The following is a 20,041-nucleotide window of genomic DNA, read 5'->3' as shown; positions in this document are numbered from 1 at the left end:
AAAATGACCAAGCGCCTGAACCCGATCACCACCCCGCGACAGCAGCTCCGCGCCGAAAAGGCGCGCCGGAACCGGGAAGCTGCGCTCGCCGCCTTCATCGGGAAGAAGGCGGAGATCGACGAGAAGCTCGCCCGGCTGCAGGCGCTCAGCGACGACCATTTCAACGCCCACCCTGACGAGGTGGGCTGGGCGATGGTCGGCACCCTCGAACACTACGCCAGCCTGCTGAAGCGCATCACCGACAGCGCCTTCGGGGAGGGCGCGCACGCCGAGTAACCCTTCCGGCCCAAGCCTCGGAGCGGCCCGCCGACCGGCGGGCTTTACCCGGTAGAAGGCGCCGCATTCCGCGACGTCCGAACACCGGAGACCATCATGACCCAGATCCAGCTATCCGACGCCCAAGCCGTCATCTTGTCCACCGCCTGCGCGCGCGAGGACGGCGCCGTCTTTCCCGTCACCACCAGCCTCAAGGGCGGCGCCGTCGGCAATGTCTGCAAGAGCCTGTTGAAGCATGGGCTCATCGAGGAAGTCGCGGCCACCGACCTCGACACCGTCTATCGCCACGACGAGGAGCGAGGCCCGATCACCCTGCGTTCCACCCCGCTGGCCTACAGCAGCCTCGGGATCACGGACGGGCAGGACGAGACGCCGCCGACTGAGACGCCGCCCGCCCCGGTTCAGCGCCGGAAGGGCACCAAGCAGGAAACCCTGATCGAGATGCTCCGCTCCGAAGGCGGCGCCACCATCGACGAGATCGTGGAAGCCACCGGATGGCAGCCGCATACCGTTCGAGGCGCCATGTCCGGCGCGCTCAAGAAGAAACTCGGGCTGACCATCGCGTCCGAGAAGGTCGAGGGGCGCGGCCGGGCCTACAGGATCGCCGACGACTGACGCCGCACACCACGACGGTCGCGATGCCGCCGGCCCGCATGGGGCGGCGGAAATACCAGTGACTTCCTATGTCGGTCAAATTTTTGTCGAATTCCCAAGACATGAAGGCTGGATGAAGGACGAGATTGCCAGCACCTACCCGGGCACCAATGCCAGCCCACTAGAGATTTTCGCATTGGCAGCCGAGTATCACTCGGCTGCAGAGGGCCTAATTCTCAAGGGACGACCGCGACAGCCGATATCGCGCGCGCCGGCGCGACTCTGTGCAATCCACGCAATTGAACTCTACCTCAATGCGTTCTTGCTCTCTTCAGGTGATTCCCCCGAAAAGGTGCGTGCTCATTTTCACAACCTCGCTGATCGCGCGAACACCGCAGTCACACGGGGACTGGTACTTCGAAAGTTGACCCTCAATCATCTGGTTCGGATGACGGAAGATCGCGAATACCTGATTTCACGCTATGGCCCTGAACTCTCGGGATCACTATCCGAAAGCAATCGGCTGATGGCGACGCTCGCCGAGATTGCCAAGAAGGTTCGACCGAAGGTCTTGACCAGTTAGTGCGCCTCCGGATTTGATCGGATCGCCTCGAACAACCGCCGCAGCAGATAGCCGCGCACCAGCGAGACGCCAACGAAGGCAAGTCCGATGGTCATGTGCTCGGCCATCCCCGTCTCGATCCCGAACCACGGGAACACGACGATCTGCGTTGCGATGGCCAGACCATAGCCGACGACGACATTCGTCGCGGCTTCGACCATCGACATGATCCGGCTCTGCTTCATCGCAGGCTCTCCAGAAACGCGGTCACGAACTCCGCCGCGAGCGGCGGGACGATCGCATTGCCGTAGCCCCGCAGGAGCCCCATGCGGCCGGATATCCCATCAGCCAGCGGGAATGTTCCGGGCTCAACGGGGCGCCAGCGGCCATCGCGGCAGAAGAGCCAGTCCGGATCTCGCCACACGCCGTCCGTCGCATCGGTCCCGGTGGGGTCGGCGACGTCGACCAGTTCACCAGCTTCACCGTCCTGCGGCTCGCATCGGTGTTGCCGGCCGCGTTGTACGCTGCCGTCGCGGGCGAGCCTGCCATCGCCGTCGGCCAACCCGCCAGCCAGACCTGCCGGCCGAGCAGCGCATTGATCGGCACCGCCCGGCATTCCGATCCGTCCTTGTGATCCCTGGCCGAGGCCGTCGCCCAGCCCGCCCGGCTCAAGGGCGACGGCGCCGAAGAAGAGCCGCTGGCGGATGTGCGGGGCACTGATGCCCGCAGCCGGCAGATCGGCCGACGCGACGGCGTAAGATGCCGCTTCCAGGTCAGCCGCCAGAGCGTCGAACCACGCCCAGTCAGCCGGGCCCTCAGCCGCCGCGCCAGGCTTTCTGCCAACGCGTCCGAGCACGGCCGCGCTCGCGACCTGCTCGCCGAAGACGAGACGCGGGCGGCAGGCAGCGATGAGCCGCAGGAAGGCGGGCGCGAGGTGGCGGTCATCGTCCTGTCCCTTGCGCTGGCCAGCCTGGCTGAAGGGCTGGCATGGCGGCGAGCCGGTCCAGACAGACAGATCGCTGGCCACGCCGGCGAGGCTCAGTGCGTAGGGCCAGCCGCCGATCCCGGCGAAGAAATGGCATTGCGCGAAGCCGCGCAGGTCAACGGGCTCCACCTCGAGGATGGAGCGCGCGTCCACCTCGCCATCCGGCAGCAGCCCCGCGGCGATAAGTTCCCGCAGCCAGGCGCAGGCCGCGGGATCGGCGTCGTTGTAGTAGACGGCCATCAGGCAGCGGCGTCGGCCTTGTCGCCCAGCCGCTGGGCCTTCACCTCGGCGAAGGTCCGGCCGTCGCCGTCGAGGATCGCCTTCTTGCCTGTCTCGGCCTGCCAGCGTTCGACGGCGACATCGACATAGGCGGGGCTGATCTCCATCGCGAAGACGCGGCGGCCATTGGCCTCGCCCGCCATGATCTGCGAGCCCGAGCCCGAGAACGGCTCGTAGCAGAGACCGCCCCGCGCCACATGCTGGCGCATCGGGATCCCGAAGGCGTCGAGCGGTTTCGGCGTCGGGTGGTCGGGGCGCTCGTCCTTCGCGAAGCTGGGCATCTCCCAGGTGGACGGCAACGTCTCCTCCGCCACCTTCGGCGGCCGGTTCGGACGCCGCCAGCCCATGAAGCAGGGTTCGTGCTTCCAAAGGTAGTGCGAGCGTGTCAGAACGCCCCGGTCCTTCACCCAGATGATTTGCTGATGGACAAAGGCGCCGGCCTTCTCCCAGCAGGCTTCCAGCATCGCCTGGCGGCGGGACGCGTGCCAGCAGTACCAGGCGGCATCCTCGCTGATCGCCTCGGCGACGGCGGCGGAAATGAACCCGTCGTAAAGCTCGGCACCCTGCGAGCTGTCATCCCAGGTGTTGCCATAGGACTGCGACCAATCCTTGTTGCGCGTCGGATGGTTCGAGCCGTCGTAATCCACGAGATAGGGCGGATCAGTCGCGAACAGCATCGCGCGCTCGCCATTCATCAAGCGGCGCACATCCTCGTGGGATGTGCTGTCGCCACACAGCAGCCTTTGATCACCGAGAATCCAGAGATCGCCAGTCTGCGAGGCCGGGTTGCGCGGCGGCTCGGGGATGGTCACCGGAGGCACCGAGCCTCCGGCGCCACCCTCTTCTTCACCGCCCCCGTCCGGATCGAAAGCCAGCAGCTTGTCCAGCTCGCCATCCGAAAATCCCACCAGCGACAGGTCGAAATCCTCGGCCAGCAATTCGTTCAGTTCGGCGGACAGCAGCGCCTCGTCCCAGCTGCCGAGTTCGGTCAGCTTGTTGTCTGCGATGCGATATGCCCGCCGCTGCGCCTCGGTCAGGTGGCCGAGCACGATCACCGGCGCCTCGGTCAGACCGAGCTGCGTCGCGGCCAGCACACGCCCGTGCCCCGCGATCAACTCGCCGTCCTCGCCCACGAGGCACGGCACGGTCCAGCCGAACTCGGCCATGCTGGCGGCCAGCTTCGCGACCTGGTCCGCGTCGTGCTGCTTCGCATTGCGTGCATAGGGCTGGAGCTTGGCCAGCGGCCAGTGCTCGATCCGCTCGGGAGCGAAGGCGAGGGTCATGACGGACGTCCTGAATAAAGGTTATTTCGGGAATCACGTTGACGTGATACTTTCCAGCATCGCGCTAATCCTCCAGCTGGCGCGGAGGGAAGTCGATGCTGGCGTATCCCAGTTAAACGACGGCATCGAACATCGTTATCGACACGGACGCAGTGGCATGTCCGGACAGTGCAAGTCACAGTGGGATCCTGTCAGGTGGCTTCCCGAACTGGACTCCGGGGTGGATTCCAACTGGATTCCCAAGCCAAGGGTATCCACCCCGGAATCCACCACTCAAACCTCTGGTATCGCGTGATAATTTCGGATTCCAGGGGTGGATTCCGACCGGGGTGGCTTCCCAAAAAATCGGCCCTGTCGCTGGCGATATTGCGCGCCACGCCCCCCAGCATACGTTTCGGCCCGAAAAGGAACCGTAAAACAATGGCTGGCGGCCTGGACCCCGGCTGGACCCTGCGCCGGACCCCGGGGAGCCAGCGCCGACGGGGCGTCCCGCGCGCGCCTCTCTCGAGTATATCCCGTTTGTAACCTTCAGCGCCGATAAGTGAACCCTGTGCGATGTCTCTCCGAAAATTCGATCACAGGACGATTTTTCTTGACAGCCGGTCGGCATTCTCGACCACGAAGCGCCTTGATCGCCTGGGCGACGGCACCCGCCCGTTGAGCCGCCAGGTGATCAACGCGATGCCGTATTGCCAATGGCGGTTGGCGGCCGGGCGGCTCAGCCCGATCTCCCAGCCGATCTTCTTCCAGGGCTGGCGGTTGGCGCGCAGCCAGACGATGCGGGCGTCGTCGCGCTCGAGCCAGCGCAGCCAGAGCATCACTTCCTCGGCCTCGGTGATCTGGCGCGGGCCGGGCCGCGGGCGCTTCATCTCGGGCTCCTGGCCGACCTGATCGGCGAAGCCGTGGAAATACTCCGGCCAGGCGTTGAAATACCCGGTGGGCTTCACGGCCGGCAGCTGCGCGAACACATCCGCGGCGCTTTCGAGGCGGTCCTGCACCCGCGCTGTGGTCCATTCACCCATGGCGCATGTCCTCCTGCCGCTTGCCGTAGAGACGCTCGCCCAGCTGCCGGACAAGCTCGCGCTCGGGCCAGGTCAGCCGGTCGTCGTCGACCGAGACGGCGAGCACGCCCTGTTCGTGCCACCCGTCGCGCTTGACCTGCTCGGGATCGCGACGGTGACCACCGTAGCCTTTCGGGGCAAACCGCATGCCAGTCATTGCGCACCTCCCTGCGTCTCGATGGCCCAGAGCAGGATTGCGATGGCGTCGGCCTCGTTGTCGTCGGCGGGCGAGAACCCGCGAGCGCGGGCCGCGTCGATCATGGCCTGCTTGTTGGCGTTGCCTCGCCCGGTGGCGTGACGCTTGATGGTGCCCACGGGCACGCCGGCATAGGGGATTCCCCGTAGCTCGGCCCACGCGGTCAGCGTGGCCATCAGCCCCCCATAGACGTGGCTCGCGTCGGTGCCCGCATGCCGCCGGACTTCCTCGAACCAGATGGTGGCGATCGGACCAGACAGCCGGTCGAGTTCGGACAGCCAGTTGGTGAACCGCAGATACCGCATGCCGCCACCGTCGTAGCGGCCGGGACGAAAGCTGGTGGTGCCGCTGGTGATCAGGCCATCATGGCCACGGATGGCCCAGCCGGTGGTCGTGCCGAGGTCGAGTGCGAGGATCGGTTTCGCGCCGCAGTTGGTCTCGGGACGCGCGTAGGGAAGGATCTGGTCTTTTACGTTCATGTTGAAGGCTCACGAATTCGAGTGGGCCTTCGGCTTTGGTCACCCAAAAATTAGCAGCCGCACGCCGCGTCCCCAAGCAAAATCGCTCAGGAGAACATCGCTTGCCTGCGAACGGCTGTCACGGCGCCCCTGTCCCAACCTCAAAGCGCGCTGTCCCAACCCTCACAGGGGGTTGGGACAGGCTTTTATCGTTCCATGACAATGACTTGATCAAATGTGGTCCCAACCTCGGTGTCCCCAACGGGGGTCCTACTCTTTTCGTATAGAAAAGCATGTTCCCGACCTTTTCCGTTCTCCTACATGAATGTGTAGCAAAAGGTTGGGACCACGGGGTGAGGTTGGGGACACCGTTGTTTTTGAACGGCTTTTCGTGTCCCCAACCCCCTCGGGAGGTTGGGACGAGGTTGGGACCACCGGGGAGGTTGGGACCCTGTAGAGAGATCCACTTTCCGCGGCAGCTTGGTTCAATCCTCGCGGTAAGTCCGCGACGACGCGTGAAGAACCCCGCAACTGCGCTTGACCGCCGTAAACTGGAAGAACAACATGGTGTTGAGTGACCGGCTTACGGTACGAGCAGAGAGTTTTCCTTTATGGAGATAGTCGGCGACAGCCTCGATGATGTCTTGATCGAGCTCTATGAAAGACTGCTCGAAGAGGGCTCGACGAATCGTGGCACAAGGGGAGGCACGCTCGAATGCCTCGGAGTAACAGTCAGAATTCGGCAGCCAAGATCGCGATTGAGCCGATCAGAAGATCGGGGCAAGCCGTTTAGCGCGATCGGTGAGCTTCTGTGGTACCTCTCCGGCTCGGATCAGCTTGACTTCATCAAGCCTTATATCCGCCGGTACGAGGACGACGCGGTGGATGGAGTGCTTCAAGGCGCGTATGGCCCTCGGCTTCTTCGAAAGAACGGCAGCATTAATCAGATCGAGAGTGTTGCAAACCTGCTTACTCTCAGGCCGGGCAGTCGTCGTGCCGTAATCCAGCTTTTTGATGCCGAAGATATTGTTGTCGAAAAGAAGGAAATCCCCTGCACGACCACCATGCAGCTTCACCTCCGGGATGACCAACTACATATGTCGGCGACAATGAGGTCCAATGATGCATACTGGGGTCTGCCGCATGATATATTTTGCTTCACGATGCTTCAGGAAATGTTCGCGTGTCGAATTGGGGTGCAGCTCGGAACCTTTATTCACCATGTTGGCTCGATGCACATCTACGACGAATATATTGAAGCGGCAAAAAGGTATACTGACGAGGGCCATCAAAGGCCAAACGAAATGCCCGAGATGCCTTCTGGCAACCCGTTTGAATTGACTCCCGCGCTACTTGATGCAGAGAGGCGCATCAGAGACGGAGAAAGCTTCAAGGCCGAAGACGCGGTAGATGACCCGTATTGGGCTGACATAGTGCGACTGCTCCAGGTGCATTGGGCAAGGCGACGACGCGAGGATCTGTCAGGATTGAGAACAGATTTTTCTAATGCGGTATATCTTCCGTTTGTGAACGATCGGCCACCGACGACCAAAAAATGACGCCTTATCCTGACCAGTGAAAGATCGAAATGATTTGGCCAACAAGAAACGTGCAACGTCAGCAATTCAGGGCCCGCCTCCTCGCGCACTCAGCCCAAACACGACCGCTACTAGGTATTCAGGATCCGAGAGCACTTGACACACTAGCTCTTCAGCTCATCGCCAGCGTCCGCCGGGAAGACTACTACAGAATTATCCAGGCACGTCCGATTTCGCCGCGGCGCGCAGACCCTCATGACGCCCTCTTCAACCCAGAGCAGGCTGTCGCCATGCATCTCGCGAACGGCAATCTCGACGAGGCTGCTTGGCTTGTGTTTCTGATGACGCACTTCGCGAAGCCCGCTGATAGTGGTTGGCTGCGCCTGCGGGACGTCTACGGAATGCTTGGTAACGGCCTCTGGGATTGGCCATCGGTTTCCGGCAATCCTGCCGCATTCGATACATGGTTGGCTGCGAATTGGATCAGCATTCGCGGGAAGTTTGGAAACCACAGGAAGTACGAAAGCCTTCGACCGGGTTCAGCCAGATACACTGGCCATGTTGTCCGCGAGTACGTCAGGCTCATCGGGGCGCATGGCCACCAGGCGTTCCTGCAGGGGGTCTTGGCCCACGGTCCGAATGACCGGTTCGACGCAATGTACAAATCGCTGAATATCCCGAGCTTCGGCCGACTTGCGAAGTTCGACTACCTCATGCTCTTGGCGCGCTACGGCATCGTGGCGATGCAGCCGCTCTCGGCATATCTTCAAGGAGCTACGGGGCCAAGCCGAGGTGCAAGACTGCTGTTCAACGGGGCTGCCAATGCGAACACGGCACCTGCACAACTTCAACAGATGCTCGACGATCTTGATGGCGATGTCCAAGTGGGCATGGCAGTTCTCGAAGACGCTCTATGCAACTGGCAGAAGTCACCACTGAAGTTCGTCCACTTCAGAGGATAATCGTTACACACAGGCGTGATCGATCTCCTCCCATTTCCATCGACGTTTCAGAAAGTTCATCTGACTGTGCTCAATCATCTGTCGGTGTTGCATTTGCCCGACTGTCAATCCGGGTGCAATTCCTACCGACACGCTGAATCGAATGATCGAGTTTCTGACTGCCTTGAGGCGAAGAAACTCTTCTTCTCGTTCGGGCGGGATCAAGCATTGCCGAGCAAAGTCGTTTGCCTGCTGCTCGAGTTCATCCGTAGGCGTTTCGTCACTGTCAACGAACGTGTCGGCACCATGCAGCAATAGATGTCCGATCTCATGAAACACTGTGAACCAGAAATGATCATCGGACCGATGCCGGAAACTAAGTAGGATCATCGCCTTATCCGCAGAGACAAGGCGCGTTGCACCGCTCGCATGACATCCTTTCGGGGTCCGGACAATGACGACCGCGACGCCGGCTTCGGCGAAGATCGAGCGGAGCTTCGGAAGAAAGCGCGAAGGGTGATTGATCCTCGTGAGTTGGCGTATGCGATCCAGGCGTCCCTCAAGTCTTTCAGGAGACCACGAACGGGTTTGAACGAGTTCTGCCTCCAGCTCTCCCCGCCGTAACCATAGAAGAACCGCCGAGTCCAAAGGCACGAAACTCATAGAGCGTCGGAAGTGCGTTTCAGTACAGATCCTGCCGTACCTTTGCTCCCAACTCGAGAGGGTTGGGACGCTGTAAAAGAGCATGCGACGACGCAGTTCGTCCCGAACCGCTTTGTCCGTAGCAGGCCGCCGACCACGTGATCGAGGAATAGGAACGCTGCCGAACCAATCGTCTGCGTGTTCCGCCGCGGCCTCCACAGCTCTCTCGAGGGCCTGCTCGAAGTTCTCCTGCCGTTTGAGCCAGAACTTCGCACTTCCACCAAGGAACTGGCTAAGCACCTCAGACGAACGTCCATCTATGCGACTGTGCCCTTCCAGAAGGCTCCGGAGCTCACCTACGCCGCCGTCGAGATGTGTTGCAAGATCGTCGGCCGTAACGCCTCGACGATGCATCAATGCACAAATGGCGTCCCCTGGCTTGGAGAACCAATCGGCGACCTGGCCACCATCAGCAGGCATTGCATTCCCCTATCGCAGTTACCTTGAGCCGCTCGACAGAGGACCAGATGATTTGGTCGTCATCGCTCCTTTGAAATCGCACCCCAACCGGAACAAGATGTGCGCAATAATCGCTGCCGAAAGCAATCTCGAGCGTGTCATCGTCCTTTACCTGAACGGTCCCGTTCATGAAATCCAACATTTCTTCGGCATTCTCGTGCGCCTCGATGTCCGCGATGATCGACACAAGCGCCTTTGCGTTTACCGTCCCCAACGCGACTTCGGCCTCACTTAACACGAGGCATATTTCCTTCAAACGAGCGGTCCCGAACGAGACAATCACCCAGCGGACCCCGCAAGGTCGCGGGCGATATCATCATCTGAACACCGATGCATGAAGACGGCCTTCAACTCGTTGGGGTAAGGGAGACCCGGCGGGCTTCGCGGCTTGCTTGCGTCGGATAGCCTCAATTCTCTCCCAGTTTCGCGCCAGTTCTTTGTCTCCTGCATCGTCCATCGTCAGTTTGAGCGCATTACACAACGCCGCGAGCGTGACCATCACGCCGCCGACTTCTTGTTCTTGTACGCCGGTTGGCCGATCAAAGACGTAATCGACGATTGCCCGTGCGTCCTCTTTCGTGCACCCGCTCGCTTGAGCCAGTTCAATCGCTTCCTCAAGAAAACGATGAGACCGCTCGGACACGTTTTCGCGCGCTGAGGCAGGGAAGCACGCGGTGATCCATGCTGCGACCCGCTCTTGGTATGTCACTTCGCCAGCCTCCCTGTTGTGTTTTTTCTCATCTTTGCCACAGTATCTTGTCTCTGCCAACCCGAATTCTCCATCATACAGTACACTGTTCATGTCCCTCGCATCGCGCCGCTGTTCAGGAGATCGTCTTTGAAGGTATCCGATACCGCCACTCCCGCGGCGCCTCGCGCCCGCCCTCGTCACGCCGCCGATACCGCTCCCAGCCATTCGCCTTGAGGTAGGCCGAGACGCGCATCTGGTCGCCGCGGGTCCAGCGTGCAGGTTCGAGCCCTATCGCCTCCTCGAGGATCTCGCCGACCGACACGTCCTTCAGCGGCTCCGGGCGCGGAAAGCTTTCGGTGCGGGAGTTGCCGTAGTCGGGGAAGCCGTTGGAGACGGTGCGGATCTCGTGGGTCAGCCAGTGTTCGATCAGGTCGTCCCAGGCGTCGGACTGGTAGCGACGGTCCTGTTCCTCGCGGGCTTCCTCCAGCAGCGCCGGGTCGTCGATCCACCAGATCGCGCCGGCGCGGAAGCGGTGGGCGGCCTCGGCCCAGAGTTGGTCCCGGTCGCGGGCGAGCCCCGCGATGTCGATGGTCCCGCAGCGGAGGGGCCAGAAACGGCGGTTGCCGGTCTCGTCTCGGAGATACGTGTCGGGATTCACGGTGCCGGCGAACACGCATTGGCGCGGAACCTCGACGGTGTAGCGGCCGTAGGGCGGGCGGAAACGGTCGGTGGTGCGGGTCAGGAACGCCTTGATGCGCGAGACCTCGGCGCGCCCGATCGCGTCCAGCTCGGCGATCTCGACGATCCAGACACCCTGCATGTGCAGCGCCGCGTCCTTCGAGCCGAGTTCCGGCAGTTCGTCGGTGAACCATTCCTCGCCGGCCAGCACCTTGATCGCGGTGGACTTGCGCGCGCCCTGCGGCCCCTCGAGGATCAGCATGTGGTCGGCTTTCACGCCGGGGCGGTAGATGCGGGCGACGGCCGAGATCAGCCAGAGCGCGCCGATGGTGTGATGGAACGCCGTCGGCTCGGCGCCGAGATAGGTACTGGTCCAGGTCTCGATACGGGTTGTGCCGTCCCATTTCAGGGTGTCGAGCCAGTCGCGGACGGGATGGATGCGCAGCTCGCGGGCGACGGCGCCGACGGCGCGGCTGACGACGACCGGCGCCACATTGATCCCGCGAAGCTGCAGCCATTCGGCCGTGCGGATGTCGTCGGCGTCGTCCCACACGCGCGGGAGGGTTGTCTCGGCGCTGTCCCACGGCAGAGGCTGGCGCACGACGATCTCCTGCGCGAACTCGTCGAAGGCCAGAACGCCTGCGTAAGCCGGATCGGAGTCGAGCGCGATGATGACATTGGCCTCGTTACGCTCCGGCGTCCCGGACAGGTCCAGGCGCAAACGACCGAACCAGGCCGGCTGCGGGATCCTGGCGTTCGGGTCGCCTGTGGCGGTCACGCGGCGGCGAAGCTCGGTCAGCTGCTTTCCGAGGATCGAGACGGCGATGCCTGTGGTGGATTTGATCCGGTCAAGGATCTGGCGCTCCGGCAGCGGATCGAGCCGGGCCAGTGCGATGCGCCCCAACAGCGTCGAAAGGGCCTCGAGTTCCGGCGGGTTGGTCAGCGCCTCGGCTGCAGCCAGCAGCGTGTCGGGGTCGTCAGCGGAGGCCACGATAGAGGTGGCGGCCTCGGGATCTTCTGATCCGGGCTCGGCCACCGCCGGTCGTTCATATTCAGCCGACGTCGCGCCCTTGAGCAGATCGTCGTTGAAATCGTCACCATGCAACGGGGTAACGATCCGGTTCGGGACGTCCGCGAGGTTCAACCGATCCGACAGGGTCGCGGCGGCCTGGCGCCCGGCCTCACCAGCGTCGGCATAGATGGTGACATGTGTCACGCAATCGGGCCATTTGAACCGGGCCAGCCCATCGGCCGAGAGAGCGGCCCAGACTGGTATGCCGAACAGCGCATGGGCTGCCAGCGCCGTCTCGATGCCTTCCGCGACGCCGAGATGTCCGTCCTCGGGCATCGGGAACAGCCGCACGGCGGCCTCGGCGATCTTGCCCAGCATCTTCTTGCCCACGGGCGCCTTGGCGCTTCCGTCATCGAGCAGGTAGGTGCGATGAATGCCGCCGACCGCCTCGCCACCGACCAGGCGCGGGATGGCCACCATTCCGGGCCAGCCACGCCGGGCCTCGAAATCGGTCAGATCCGGGTGGAAGAGGAGGTCCGGTGCGCCCGGATCCCTGAGCCTGCGCGCGTGCAGGTAGGTCTCGGCCAGACTGCCCGCGAGGGGCGTGCACTCGTCCAGGATGCGACGGATTTCCAGGCTGTGGTCCGGACGCGCCGGGATGTCCGGCCGGTGCCGAGGCGCGACGTCGCGCTCCATATGCGCAAGCCGCGCCGCCTCGTCGAAGAGCCGGCCCTCCGTCATCCCGGTGGCGTGATAGAGCAGATCGACCGGACCGGCGCGCTCGCCCGTGGCAAAATCGAACCCCCAGCCGGCATAGGGGCCGTCGAGATGGATGATGCACGATCCGTCCCCGCGTGACCGGCGCCCGGAGAGATCGGCGCAGCGCAGCGCCCGGCGATCATGCGTCAGACGCGCCTCCGGAAAAAGCGGCGGCAGCCAGTCGCGGGCCGACTCCACGAGCCGGGCCTTGATCGCGCTCAGATCATGGCGAGCGGGCGGCGCCCAGACATCGTTCAGGTCGATCATGGCCTGGCTCACGCCAGCAGGACAAGGCCGCGCTCGGCGCGAGTGATGGCGGTGTAGAGCCAGCGACGACGGTCGATCTCGGTGCGGCCCAGCCCGTCGTCCCAGACGATCACGTTTTCCCATTGCGAGCCCTGCGCCTTGTGCGCCGTGATGGCCCAGCCGAAGGTCGCTTCGGTCAGATGCTTCTTGTCCTTCCAGTCGCGGTCATGGCGGGTTCGGTCGAAGGCGACATGATCCTCGAAATGCCCCTTGTAGAGGCGCAGCCGGCCCGGGCGGCCGTCGCGATCGACCGGCCCGACGCGCCGCCCGTCCTCGTCCGTCACCACGGCCGAGAAGAAGAGGCTGCCCTCGTCGACGATATCCTCCAAGGTCACGAACATCCCGTTGATGAGGCCGAGGTCGTTCTGGTTCTTCAGGCAGACGATCTTCTCGGCCGCGCCGGTGGGCAGCCAGGTCCCGCCGAGACCCGCAGCCGCGCGCATCGCATTGTTGATCTGCAGCCGCGTGGCGTTCATTCCGCAGATGAGTTGGCCACCGTGAAGTGCCTGTTCCGGCGTGACGTCGCCCTTGCGCATCTTTGCCACATGGGCGTCATAGCTGCCAAACCCGATGGGCGCGCCGGTCCGCGCCATGGTCGCGAGGCGGATGATGGCGCTCTCGGCCGCCTGGCGGTGGATCTCTGTCAACATGATGTCGGGCGCATCGCGGGTAAAAGCGCCGTCGCCCTTGATGGGGGGCAACTGGCCGGGATCGCCCAGAACGAGGATCGGCTTGCCGAAGCTCATCAGATCGCGCGCCATCTCCTCGCCCACCATCGAGACCTCGTCGAGCACGATCAGCCTTGCATCGGCCGCGTCGCTCTGCGGGTTGAGTGCAAACCGCGGGTGCTTCATCGCAGAAAGCGCCTGGCGCATCGCCTCGACCGCGGCCTCGGCCGTGGTGCGGTCGAACCCGCTCAGGCGCCGCGCGGCGTCCTCGGCCTCGCGGACGCGCTTGCCGGCCGCCTCGACCTCTTCCTCGGTCGCCTCGGTCACCGAGTAGATCAGGCTGTGGATGGTGCGCGCGGGCGTGCCCTTGCGCGTCAGCACGAGCGCCGCCTTGCCGGTGAAAGTGGCCGTGACCACCCCCGGCACGCAGGGGCCGTCCTTCGCGCTGCGATGGGGGGAGAGGCCAAGCTCGTCGAGTGCGAATTTCAGCACCGTACTTTTCCCACTCCCGGCGTACCCGAACAGCCGGAAGACCTGTTGTTCTTCCGTCCGGGTCTCGAACCAGTCCCTGATCTCGCGAATGGCCGCAGCTTGCGGGGGCGACGGTGTGAAGCTGCTCATGCCGATTGTCCTTTCACGATGTAATCCTTGACCACCCCGCCGCGCGCGGGATCGCCGACCTGGCATTGGCGGACAAAGACCCGGCGGCCGTCGGCAAGCTGACGCCAATGGCCCCGCCGAACATGCCAGCGGGGGCCGGCATGCGTGCCGCCCTGCGGCGCGGTCCTGGCGCGCAGCCGCTCCGGATCGATCGTGATCTGATGCCAGGTCCAGCCGCGCACGCCCGCCCTCGCGTATTTGCGGCGCTGCGCGGGGCTGATGGTGCGGGGTTTGACCTCGGCCACCTGGGACAGGATGCTCAGAGCGCGCCAGACGATGCCCGTGGCCACTTCGCCATAGATATTGATCTCTTGCTCGCCCAGCTTCGGGTTCGGATAGCCTTCTGCCAGTCCGGGCTCGGTGAACACGGCATGGATCAGGCAGTCCGTCCATCGCCGCTTGCGCCTGTCCTTGAAGACGAAGGCGGCTTCGACGCGATCGTCGAACTGGCGCGCATAAACCAGCAAGGCGGAGCGCTTGGGGTCGCGATCCTTGACCTCCAACACCACGCAAGGATGCGGCAGCCTCAGCGGCCCTCCCGTGATCCGGGGGCGCAGCGCGGCGATCTCGTCACTGTCGAAGCTCTCCTGATCGGCAAAGTAATAGACCGGTGCGGACTCGATGCCCTCGAAGAGAAACCCGAAGATCGATTTCTTCCGGAAGTGGGGTGCCAGTCGCTTGAATTCGTATGCCTGTGGAATCATTGCCGTGACCTCCAGCAGCGCTGCGCCCATGCACAGGGGGGATGCCAGTGACCGGCCGCCATGCCGCCCTTGCAGACGACCGAGGTCGGTTCCGCGACCGCGCGCGGCAGCAGCTCCTGCGCGTCCGAGGCCCGCACGACCTCGACGGCGCGGTCGCTCATCCGCTGCGCCAGTGCCGCATCGAAGGGCATCAGTTCGGCATAGATTTCCTGCGTGTCGCGATTGAGCGCGGTGAAGAGCGCCGGGTTCGGCAAGTCCATGTAGGCCTGATAAAGCGCGATCTGAGCGGCATAGACCGGCTTGGCGACGGTTACCCCGCGCTTGACCGTGTCCTTCCAGCTCGAGGCCCCGAGCGCCTTGGTCTCCCAGAGCGCCGGATACGCCATCGCGACAGGCCCGCTGACCAGGCAGCCGTCGATATGCCCCTTGAACCGGCCATCGAGGGCGGTGAACCCGAATTGCCGTCCATCGGGGCGTTCGCTGCGCAGATCGAACCCGGCAAGACGCAGCCAGCTCGCCACCAGGTCCTCGCCGCGATGCCCGGCCTCGAAGATGCGCAGAGTCTTCGGCGCGAAGCCCTGGCCCTCGTCCTTCGGCACCGCCAGGAAATCGTACTGAATCTGGCGCAGGCAGGCGCGGCCCAGCCCCGAGGAGCTGACATAGCTGCGCGGGCGCTCGTCCTGCTGGCGGGCGCTGAGGCCGGCATCGATGGCGGCGCCAAGGGCGGAATTGATGTCGGGCAGCGCGCGGGACTGCACATACTGCGCGCCCGATCCGTGATTCAGATCGATCATGACCGTGCCCTCCGCCGTTTGGCAATGGCGCCGGGATGACGGTCTCCGGTCCTTCCGCGGCAGTACTCGACGAACCCTGGCGCATTCAGGTTTTCGCGCTGGGTCCCCCAAGCCAGGTTGTCGGCGCGGTTGTTCGCGGCGTTCTCGTCGAGATGCATGACGACCGCACCGTCGAATGGGGCCGCACCGTGGAACGCTTCTGCGACGAGCCGCGCGACCTTGTAGGTCTTGCCTCGCAACACGAAAATGAAGCGAGCATCCCGCTTGTTCCAGACACCGAAGGTCGGCGTTCCGCCGTAGGGTCTCTCACTGCCATTCGGCATCGGGCCGCGATACGGTTTCAGCATCACGCGCCCTTCGCTGCTCACCAGCACTTCGGGGACGCTGGGGTTCATTCTCCAGGTTTCACCGTTGGTCATGTTACATTCCTTTAAAACGGCAGAGGGTCGTCGAGGACCGTGCCCGTGCGCTCCGTCCGCGCGGCCTGCGTCTGCATGCTGTCGATGTATCCGGTGACCGCCGCCTCGATGAGCTGGTCGATCTCCGCGGCGGTGCGGTCGAAAAAGGGTGCCATCAGGCCGAGCTCGGTCAGCGCCTCGGCAAAATCTTTGCGGGCATCGCGGATGGCGCGCGCCTCGCGGGCGGTCTTGTCAATCATTCCGTGGTTCCTCTGGGCGAGATCCGCGCCGATGTCCTGGCACCGGCGCGAACAGAATTGGTACGAAGGAAAGCGCGCCCATTGCAGGCGCAGACAGAACCCGAAGCCGCGCGCTTCGCGCGCGCAGATGGCGCAGACGCGGGCTTCGCCGCTCACCCCATGAGCAGGGTTTCGAGATCCGCGTGCTGCCCCGGCGCTTCCCTGGTCTTGTGCGATGCCAGAACGACGAAGCGGCTTATGGCCACCGAGGCCATGGCGTCGAGATCGGACAGCGCGAGACTTGCGATGGGCCGATCCAGTCTTCCGCGGGCCTCGAGCCATGTGCCTATCTCCCGTGCTGCCGCGCGCGTCACATGCGCCTGCCATTCATCCGGCGTCATCGGCTCAGCTGTTCAGCCAGGCCGGGGCCCCACCGGGTGTGGCGGGTGCTGCGGGGGCTGTGCCGCCTTGCGGCTTTGCTGCCGGCGCCTGAGGCGTGTTGGACCAGCCGCCCTGCGCCGGGGCCTGCCCGTTCCAGGCCGGCGGTGTCTGCGCGGGCGCCTTGCGCGGTGCCGCGTTGACCGGATCCGGCGTGACCTGCTCACCGCGCATGATCGCGGCATAGGCTGGCTCACCCGGCAACACGACATTGGCCAGCTTGTTGCTGTCGCGGTAGTTCGGGTTGTCCGAGCTCTCCACCATGATCCGGGCGGCGAAGGTGATCCCGTCGAGCTGCTTGAGCCCGCCGATCACCCGCTTGTCCTTCGCCGCCTGGCTGACATCTGTCGGGTCGAGTCCGAGCGCGCTGTCGATCATCGCCCGGAAGGAACTCTTGGAGATGTTCCAGCCCTTGGACTGGCCCTTCTCGTCGAGCTTGCCGCCGGCCACGGTGAAGTTCTGCCAGAACTTGCGCCGCGCGAACGGCCCCTCGGTCACGGTGAACTCGCAATCGAGCATTTTCGCATCGCTGTGCGACGAGCTTTTCAGCAACCCCGCATCCATCTCTGTGGCACCGTTGGTGCCACCGGGGCGCAGCTTCATCGTCACCTTGGCAAAGGTGCCGTCGGGGATCAGTTCGCCCATCGGTGCCATTTGCGGGGCGGCGTCGTTCAGATCGTAGCTCATGGGTTGGGTCCTTTCGTGGGATCAGTCGGGTTGAGGGAGGGAGGCGGGGGCCGCGCGGCCGTCGATCTTGGCCAGCAGCGCGGCGAGATCGGGCGGCTCCGTCGTGTCGAGCCGGCCCGAGCGGTCTTTCGCGGGCAGCCCCCACGGGTTGCCGGATCTGCAGACGAGGCGGCGCTCGGCGGATTTTTCATCGAGGGTCCATGCCCCTTCGGCGTCCTTGCCGAAAAGCTGCATCGAGATGACCTGGTCGACGATGCCGGGCAGTTCGCGCCCCGCTTTCGTGCCTTCCATCTGCGGCAGCCAGGTCGATGTTCCGAACTCGTCGGTCACCTTTTCCAGCACGCCCACGAAGATCACGGTCTTGCCGCGGGCATGCTGAAGGTGCTTCAGCGCCTGGATGACCTCGCGCCCGAGCAGCCCGTAGGCACCGCGCACATCCGGTTTGCCGCTGCGCTCCGAGAACGCCTCCGGCTGCTGCTTGGCATAGGCCATGGCCTGGCGCGTTAGATCGCTGATCGAGTCGACGAAGATGATCGAGCGGTCCTGAAGGAACCCCTCCAGCCGGCTTTCGGCATACTGCGCCTGGACATGGGCGTGATAGCGCGGCCCGTAGTAACTGTCGGGGTGCTGGGCCGGGTCCGGTCCGCCGATCAGGATCACCAGATCGCGGAAATCGGTGAAGCTGCGGATCGGAATACTGGGGCCGCGCCAGTCCTGCACGGATTTCATGCCGGCCTCGAGATCGAAGCACACGGCCTTTTCCTCGGGCATCGACGTGATCAGCGTGGTCTTGCCCACGCCGGGCGGTCCGAAGATCGCCAGCGATGTCTTGTTCTCAGATGCCGACAATCTCTCGTCAGCGGTGATGATGCGCACTGTCATCGTGCTCTCCTTGTGGTGGCTCGAAGGGGTCAACAGCGGCGGGGGTGACCGGGCGCCGAAGGGGAGCCTGCCCAGCCTTGCGGTCAGGGCATCCCCGCCGCTGCATTCAGGGCGTGCCGGCGGGCTCGAGCCTGAAGCTGGGCGAGCCGCTCCCGACCGTGCGCGCGGGCTCGAACCCGGCCCGGATCGCCTGCGGCCAGGCGGCGTATTTGCGCTCCGGGACCTTGAAGGCGATGTCGACATACTGAGCAGGGTCGTCGCCGGCGGCGCGGATGCGTTCGACCATCGCGGCTAACTGGGCCTGGTCCCAGTCGACACGCTTGGGCAGGTCTGCGACCACGATGAAATCGCCGTCGTCGAACCGGGTCGTGCCGGTATCCTTGCCACGCGCGCGGCGTTCCTCGGCGGCGCGGGTGGCGTAGCGAGCCGTCAGGGCGGCATCGAGCCGGGTCTTGGCGGCCTTGTCGCGCTTGAGGCGTGCGTCGATCTCATGCTGCAGGATAGCCAGCAATTCGACCGGCAGCTGCGCTATGTCCTGCACGGTGAGGTCCGGCAGGTCGTCCGGCATGGGGGTGTTCTCGGGAAAGGGCATGAACGGGTCTCCGTGATCGGTGAAGGGGGTCTGAATGGGGGCGGTCACGCTGCCTGCTCCTCGAGCAGCAGCGCCGACAGCGAGGCGGCGGCGTGCTTGGGCTTCGGGCGCGCGACGGCGATGTAGGCGAAGCGGTCGGGGCCCTCGCGCTCCTGCACGAGATGCACGAGCCCCTGTTCGGCAGCCCAGAAGGCGCGTGCGGCCAGTCTGGCGAGTTCGCCGCGCGCCTTGTCGTCGAGCGCGCTGAACATCGGATAGGTGTCCAGCACCAGATAGCCGCGGTGATATTCCAGCCGGTCGCCGGGCGCGGCCTGCGCCACCCAGGCGCAGAACTCGATCTCGGTCAGCGGACGACTGGCCCGGACGGTGATGATGGGGGTTGTTTGCATGAACACGATCTCCTCCTCTCGCCTCTACTCACGCCGCGGCGAGATCGTCCCAGGAGGGCCCGAGCCCGTAGGCGGTGAGGACGTGGCGGAGATCGGCGAGGCGCCGGTAGAGCGCCGAGCGGCTGCCGAAGCCCTCGGCGGCCAGCGCCGTCACGGAGCGATGGGCAAGCGCGCAGCAGAACCGGCGATCCTCGGCCGGGAGCCGCGCGAGCGCGACCTGCAGGGCGTGGTGAAGTTCGGTGACAGCGGCGGCGCAGCAGGTCTGACCGTGCCAGGCGGCAAGCCCGTCGTCCTCGGTCAGCGTGTCGCCGACCGGCTCGCGGGCTCCGGCCAGCGGAACCTCAAGCGAGAGCAGCGACCCACCCTGCGCGCGGCGCTGGCGGTGATGGCGCATCGCGATCCGCGAGGACTGGTTGCGCAGAACGATGTTGGCGAAGGCGCCGATGCTGCCGCGCGAGGGGTCGTAGGCGGGCAAGCGGCGCAGCAGATCGACCAGGAGGTCCTGGCCAAGATCCTCGCGCTCACAGCTCGGCAGGCACAACTTGCGCCGGAGCCGCTGTGCCGCCGCATCTGCCTCGTGGATGATGGTTGCAATGTCGTCGTGGGAGAGTTCGATCTGCATCGCTGTGCGCCTCGGTCATCGTTTCTGATGAGCCCAAGGTGCCGGATGCGGTCGGCGCGCAGGTGGGAACGGGGTGGGAATAAGGTGGGGGTTTGGTGGGTCCGAGCCCTCAAAGTTTTATAGCGCCGCAAATCCTCAGAAGGATGTTTAAGGTGGCGTCAGGCATCGCCAAGCTCGACTGTCTGATA

27 protein-coding genes are annotated in these 20,041 nt (G+C 64.3%); 6 read left to right on the top strand and 21 right to left on the bottom strand.

Translation table 11 applies throughout. From position 1 onward, the window contains the following. Window positions 1–3 precede the first annotated feature (3 nt). From AC13D8_RS03805 to AC13D8_RS03795, 3 genes are all read left to right on the top strand, one after another. Window positions 4–276, top strand: coding sequence for a hypothetical protein (locus AC13D8_RS03805; RefSeq protein WP_482967693.1), 273 nt, complete (start codon window positions 4–6; stop codon window positions 274–276). A gap of 96 nt (window positions 277–372) precedes the next feature. After that, complete coding sequence (locus AC13D8_RS03800) at window positions 373–891, top strand: DUF3489 domain-containing protein (protein ID WP_482967692.1); 519 nt, start codon at window positions 373–375, stop codon at window positions 889–891. Window positions 892–949: 58 nt separating this feature from the next. Continuing rightward, window positions 950–1,453, top strand: a complete 504-nt coding sequence (locus AC13D8_RS03795) for a HEPN domain-containing protein (RefSeq protein WP_482967691.1) — start codon at window positions 950–952, stop codon at window positions 1,451–1,453. On the opposite strand, the gene AC13D8_RS03790 is transcribed toward AC13D8_RS03795, so the two are convergent. From AC13D8_RS03790 to AC13D8_RS03780, 3 genes are read right to left on the bottom strand one after another with little or no spacing between them, the layout of a single operon-like run. After that, window positions 1,450–1,677 carry a DUF7220 family protein gene (locus tag AC13D8_RS03790; protein ID WP_482967690.1) on the bottom strand — a complete coding sequence of 76 codons (228 nt, stop codon included), beginning with the start codon at window positions 1,675–1,677 and terminating at the stop codon, window positions 1,450–1,452. The genes AC13D8_RS03795 and AC13D8_RS03790 overlap by 4 nt on opposite strands. Next, on the bottom strand, window positions 1,674–2,657 hold the full coding sequence (locus AC13D8_RS03785; protein ID WP_482967689.1) for a DNA cytosine methyltransferase: 984 nt from the start codon (window positions 2,655–2,657) through the stop codon (window positions 1,674–1,676). The genes AC13D8_RS03790 and AC13D8_RS03785 overlap by 4 nt, the downstream gene beginning before the upstream one ends. After that, window positions 2,657–3,979 (bottom strand): site-specific DNA-methyltransferase, encoded by a 1,323-nt coding sequence (locus AC13D8_RS03780; RefSeq protein ID WP_482967688.1) that lies wholly within the window; start codon window positions 3,977–3,979, stop codon window positions 2,657–2,659. The genes AC13D8_RS03785 and AC13D8_RS03780 overlap by 1 nt, the downstream gene beginning before the upstream one ends. Here AC13D8_RS03780 and AC13D8_RS03775 point away from each other — a divergent pair. Further along, a complete protein-coding gene (locus AC13D8_RS03775; RefSeq protein ID WP_482967687.1) occupies window positions 3,978–4,274 on the top strand; it encodes a hypothetical protein in 297 nt (98 codons plus the stop codon). The genes AC13D8_RS03780 and AC13D8_RS03775 overlap by 2 nt on opposite strands. A gap of 280 nt (window positions 4,275–4,554) precedes the next feature. Here the strand turns inward: AC13D8_RS03775 and AC13D8_RS03770 are convergent, their stop codons facing one another. Genes AC13D8_RS03770 through AC13D8_RS03760 form a run of 3 tightly spaced genes read right to left on the bottom strand, consistent with a single transcriptional unit; the run spans window position 4,555 to window position 5,715 of the window. Further along, a complete protein-coding gene (locus AC13D8_RS03770) occupies window positions 4,555–5,001 on the bottom strand; it encodes a DUF6362 family protein (RefSeq protein ID WP_482967686.1) in 447 nt (148 codons plus the stop codon). Next, on the bottom strand, window positions 4,994–5,197 hold the full coding sequence (locus AC13D8_RS03765; protein ID WP_482967685.1) for a hypothetical protein: 204 nt from the start codon (window positions 5,195–5,197) through the stop codon (window positions 4,994–4,996). Before AC13D8_RS03765 ends, AC13D8_RS03770 begins: the two co-directional genes overlap by 8 nt. Continuing rightward, window positions 5,194–5,715: a crossover junction endodeoxyribonuclease RuvC gene (locus tag AC13D8_RS03760; RefSeq protein ID WP_482967684.1), complete on the bottom strand. Its 522-nt coding sequence runs from the start codon at window positions 5,713–5,715 to the stop codon at window positions 5,194–5,196. Before AC13D8_RS03760 ends, AC13D8_RS03765 begins: the two co-directional genes overlap by 4 nt. A 590-nt stretch (window positions 5,716–6,305) precedes the next feature. On the opposite strand from AC13D8_RS03760, the gene AC13D8_RS03755 reads away from it, so the two are divergent. Together AC13D8_RS03755 and AC13D8_RS03750 are read left to right on the top strand one after the other, a co-directional pair. Further along, the gene (locus AC13D8_RS03755; protein ID WP_482967683.1) at window positions 6,306–7,253 is read left to right on the top strand and encodes a thymidylate synthase; all 948 of its coding nucleotides are present in this window, start codon (window positions 6,306–6,308) and stop codon (window positions 7,251–7,253) included. A 29-nt stretch (window positions 7,254–7,282) separates the two neighbouring features. Beyond that, window positions 7,283–8,194 carry an alpha-glutamyl/putrescinyl thymine pyrophosphorylase clade 3 protein gene (locus AC13D8_RS03750; protein WP_482967682.1) on the top strand — a complete coding sequence of 304 codons (912 nt, stop codon included), beginning with the start codon at window positions 7,283–7,285 and terminating at the stop codon, window positions 8,192–8,194. Window positions 8,195–8,197: 3 nt separating this feature from the next. On the opposite strand, the gene AC13D8_RS03745 is transcribed toward AC13D8_RS03750, so the two are convergent. The 15 genes from AC13D8_RS03745 to AC13D8_RS03675 form a co-directional block, all read right to left on the bottom strand. Then, window positions 8,198–9,295: an ImmA/IrrE family metallo-endopeptidase gene (locus AC13D8_RS03745; protein ID WP_482967681.1), complete on the bottom strand. Its 1,098-nt coding sequence runs from the start codon at window positions 9,293–9,295 to the stop codon at window positions 8,198–8,200. Then, complete coding sequence (locus AC13D8_RS03740; RefSeq protein ID WP_482967680.1) at window positions 9,285–9,572, bottom strand: hypothetical protein; 288 nt, start codon at window positions 9,570–9,572, stop codon at window positions 9,285–9,287. The genes AC13D8_RS03745 and AC13D8_RS03740 overlap by 11 nt, the downstream gene beginning before the upstream one ends. Before the next feature lie 78 nt (window positions 9,573–9,650). After that, the gene (locus tag AC13D8_RS03735) at window positions 9,651–10,136 is read right to left on the bottom strand and encodes a hypothetical protein (protein ID WP_482967679.1); all 486 of its coding nucleotides are present in this window, start codon (window positions 10,134–10,136) and stop codon (window positions 9,651–9,653) included. A 22-nt stretch (window positions 10,137–10,158) separates the two neighbouring features. Continuing rightward, on the bottom strand, window positions 10,159–12,741 hold the full coding sequence (locus AC13D8_RS03730) for a VapE domain-containing protein (RefSeq protein ID WP_482967678.1): 2,583 nt from the start codon (window positions 12,739–12,741) through the stop codon (window positions 10,159–10,161). A gap of 8 nt (window positions 12,742–12,749) precedes the next feature. Continuing rightward, window positions 12,750–14,069: an ATP-dependent DNA helicase gene (locus tag AC13D8_RS03725; protein ID WP_482967677.1), complete on the bottom strand. Its 1,320-nt coding sequence runs from the start codon at window positions 14,067–14,069 to the stop codon at window positions 12,750–12,752. Further along, window positions 14,066–14,842, bottom strand: a complete 777-nt coding sequence (locus tag AC13D8_RS03720) for a hypothetical protein (protein WP_482967676.1) — start codon at window positions 14,840–14,842, stop codon at window positions 14,066–14,068. Before AC13D8_RS03720 ends, AC13D8_RS03725 begins: the two co-directional genes overlap by 4 nt. Further along, window positions 14,809–15,606 (bottom strand): hypothetical protein, encoded by a 798-nt coding sequence (locus AC13D8_RS03715; protein ID WP_482967675.1) that lies wholly within the window; start codon window positions 15,604–15,606, stop codon window positions 14,809–14,811. The genes AC13D8_RS03720 and AC13D8_RS03715 overlap by 34 nt, the downstream gene beginning before the upstream one ends. Next, window positions 15,603–16,025: an HNH endonuclease signature motif containing protein gene (locus tag AC13D8_RS03710; RefSeq protein WP_482967674.1), complete on the bottom strand. Its 423-nt coding sequence runs from the start codon at window positions 16,023–16,025 to the stop codon at window positions 15,603–15,605. The genes AC13D8_RS03715 and AC13D8_RS03710 overlap by 4 nt, the downstream gene beginning before the upstream one ends. An 11-nt stretch (window positions 16,026–16,036) precedes the next feature. Further along, the gene (locus AC13D8_RS03705) at window positions 16,037–16,420 is read right to left on the bottom strand and encodes a DUF6511 domain-containing protein (protein ID WP_482967673.1); all 384 of its coding nucleotides are present in this window, start codon (window positions 16,418–16,420) and stop codon (window positions 16,037–16,039) included. Further along, a complete protein-coding gene (locus AC13D8_RS03700) occupies window positions 16,417–16,644 on the bottom strand; it encodes a hypothetical protein (protein ID WP_482967672.1) in 228 nt (75 codons plus the stop codon). The genes AC13D8_RS03705 and AC13D8_RS03700 overlap by 4 nt, the downstream gene beginning before the upstream one ends. Before the next feature lie 4 nt (window positions 16,645–16,648). Further along, window positions 16,649–17,368 (bottom strand): hypothetical protein, encoded by a 720-nt coding sequence (locus tag AC13D8_RS03695; protein ID WP_482967671.1) that lies wholly within the window; start codon window positions 17,366–17,368, stop codon window positions 16,649–16,651. Between the two features lie 21 nt (window positions 17,369–17,389). Then, window positions 17,390–18,250, bottom strand: a complete 861-nt coding sequence (locus AC13D8_RS03690) for an ATP-binding protein (protein ID WP_482967670.1) — start codon at window positions 18,248–18,250, stop codon at window positions 17,390–17,392. A gap of 106 nt (window positions 18,251–18,356) precedes the next feature. Continuing rightward, window positions 18,357–18,890, bottom strand: coding sequence for a hypothetical protein (locus tag AC13D8_RS03685; RefSeq protein WP_482967669.1), 534 nt, complete (start codon window positions 18,888–18,890; stop codon window positions 18,357–18,359). Then, window positions 18,887–19,231 (bottom strand): hypothetical protein, encoded by a 345-nt coding sequence (locus tag AC13D8_RS03680; protein ID WP_482967668.1) that lies wholly within the window; start codon window positions 19,229–19,231, stop codon window positions 18,887–18,889. Before AC13D8_RS03680 ends, AC13D8_RS03685 begins: the two co-directional genes overlap by 4 nt. Window positions 19,232–19,259: 28 nt before the next feature. Next, window positions 19,260–19,853, bottom strand: coding sequence for a sigma factor (locus tag AC13D8_RS03675; RefSeq protein ID WP_482967667.1), 594 nt, complete (start codon window positions 19,851–19,853; stop codon window positions 19,260–19,262). Window positions 19,854–20,041: the final 188 nt, after the last annotated feature.

The organism is Roseovarius sp. B-10 (genome assembly GCF_056859295.1).
This window is presented reverse-complemented; position numbering and strand designations above follow the sequence as displayed.

Excerpts from the sequence above, each read along its gene's own strand:
- AC13D8_RS03805 (WP_482967693.1), top strand. The coding sequence starts at position 4 with ATGACCAAGCGCCTGAACCCGATCACCACCCCGCGACAGCAGCTCCGC.
- AC13D8_RS03800 (WP_482967692.1), top strand. The coding sequence starts at position 373 with ATGACCCAGATCCAGCTATCCGACGCCCAAGCCGTCATCTTGTCCACC.
- AC13D8_RS03790 (WP_482967690.1), bottom strand. The coding sequence starts at position 1,677 with ATGAAGCAGAGCCGGATCATGTCGATGGTCGAAGCCGCGACGAATGTC.
- AC13D8_RS03785 (WP_482967689.1), bottom strand. The coding sequence starts at position 2,657 with ATGGCCGTCTACTACAACGACGCCGATCCCGCGGCCTGCGCCTGGCTG.
- AC13D8_RS03775 (WP_482967687.1), top strand. The coding sequence starts at position 3,978 with ATGACGGACGTCCTGAATAAAGGTTATTTCGGGAATCACGTTGACGTG.
- AC13D8_RS03780 (WP_482967688.1), bottom strand. The coding sequence starts at position 3,979 with ATGACCCTCGCCTTCGCTCCCGAGCGGATCGAGCACTGGCCGCTGGCC.
- AC13D8_RS03770 (WP_482967686.1), bottom strand. The coding sequence starts at position 5,001 with ATGGGTGAATGGACCACAGCGCGGGTGCAGGACCGCCTCGAAAGCGCC.
- AC13D8_RS03765 (WP_482967685.1), bottom strand. The coding sequence starts at position 5,197 with ATGACTGGCATGCGGTTTGCCCCGAAAGGCTACGGTGGTCACCGTCGC.
- AC13D8_RS03760 (WP_482967684.1), bottom strand. The coding sequence starts at position 5,715 with ATGAACGTAAAAGACCAGATCCTTCCCTACGCGCGTCCCGAGACCAAC.
- AC13D8_RS03755 (WP_482967683.1), top strand. The coding sequence starts at position 6,306 with ATGGAGATAGTCGGCGACAGCCTCGATGATGTCTTGATCGAGCTCTAT.
- AC13D8_RS03750 (WP_482967682.1), top strand. The coding sequence starts at position 7,283 with ATGATTTGGCCAACAAGAAACGTGCAACGTCAGCAATTCAGGGCCCGC.
- AC13D8_RS03745 (WP_482967681.1), bottom strand. The coding sequence starts at position 9,295 with ATGCCTGCTGATGGTGGCCAGGTCGCCGATTGGTTCTCCAAGCCAGGG.
- AC13D8_RS03735 (WP_482967679.1), bottom strand. The coding sequence starts at position 10,136 with ATGAACAGTGTACTGTATGATGGAGAATTCGGGTTGGCAGAGACAAGA.
- AC13D8_RS03730 (WP_482967678.1), bottom strand. The coding sequence starts at position 12,741 with ATGATCGACCTGAACGATGTCTGGGCGCCGCCCGCTCGCCATGATCTG.
- AC13D8_RS03725 (WP_482967677.1), bottom strand. The coding sequence starts at position 14,069 with ATGAGCAGCTTCACACCGTCGCCCCCGCAAGCTGCGGCCATTCGCGAG.
- AC13D8_RS03720 (WP_482967676.1), bottom strand. The coding sequence starts at position 14,842 with ATGGGCGCAGCGCTGCTGGAGGTCACGGCAATGATTCCACAGGCATAC.
- AC13D8_RS03715 (WP_482967675.1), bottom strand. The coding sequence starts at position 15,606 with ATGATCGATCTGAATCACGGATCGGGCGCGCAGTATGTGCAGTCCCGC.
- AC13D8_RS03710 (WP_482967674.1), bottom strand. The coding sequence starts at position 16,025 with ATGACCAACGGTGAAACCTGGAGAATGAACCCCAGCGTCCCCGAAGTG.
- AC13D8_RS03700 (WP_482967672.1), bottom strand. The coding sequence starts at position 16,644 with ATGACGCCGGATGAATGGCAGGCGCATGTGACGCGCGCGGCAGCACGG.
- AC13D8_RS03695 (WP_482967671.1), bottom strand. The coding sequence starts at position 17,368 with ATGAGCTACGATCTGAACGACGCCGCCCCGCAAATGGCACCGATGGGC.
- AC13D8_RS03690 (WP_482967670.1), bottom strand. The coding sequence starts at position 18,250 with ATGACAGTGCGCATCATCACCGCTGACGAGAGATTGTCGGCATCTGAG.
- AC13D8_RS03680 (WP_482967668.1), bottom strand. The coding sequence starts at position 19,231 with ATGCAAACAACCCCCATCATCACCGTCCGGGCCAGTCGTCCGCTGACC.
- AC13D8_RS03675 (WP_482967667.1), bottom strand. The coding sequence starts at position 19,853 with ATGCAGATCGAACTCTCCCACGACGACATTGCAACCATCATCCACGAG.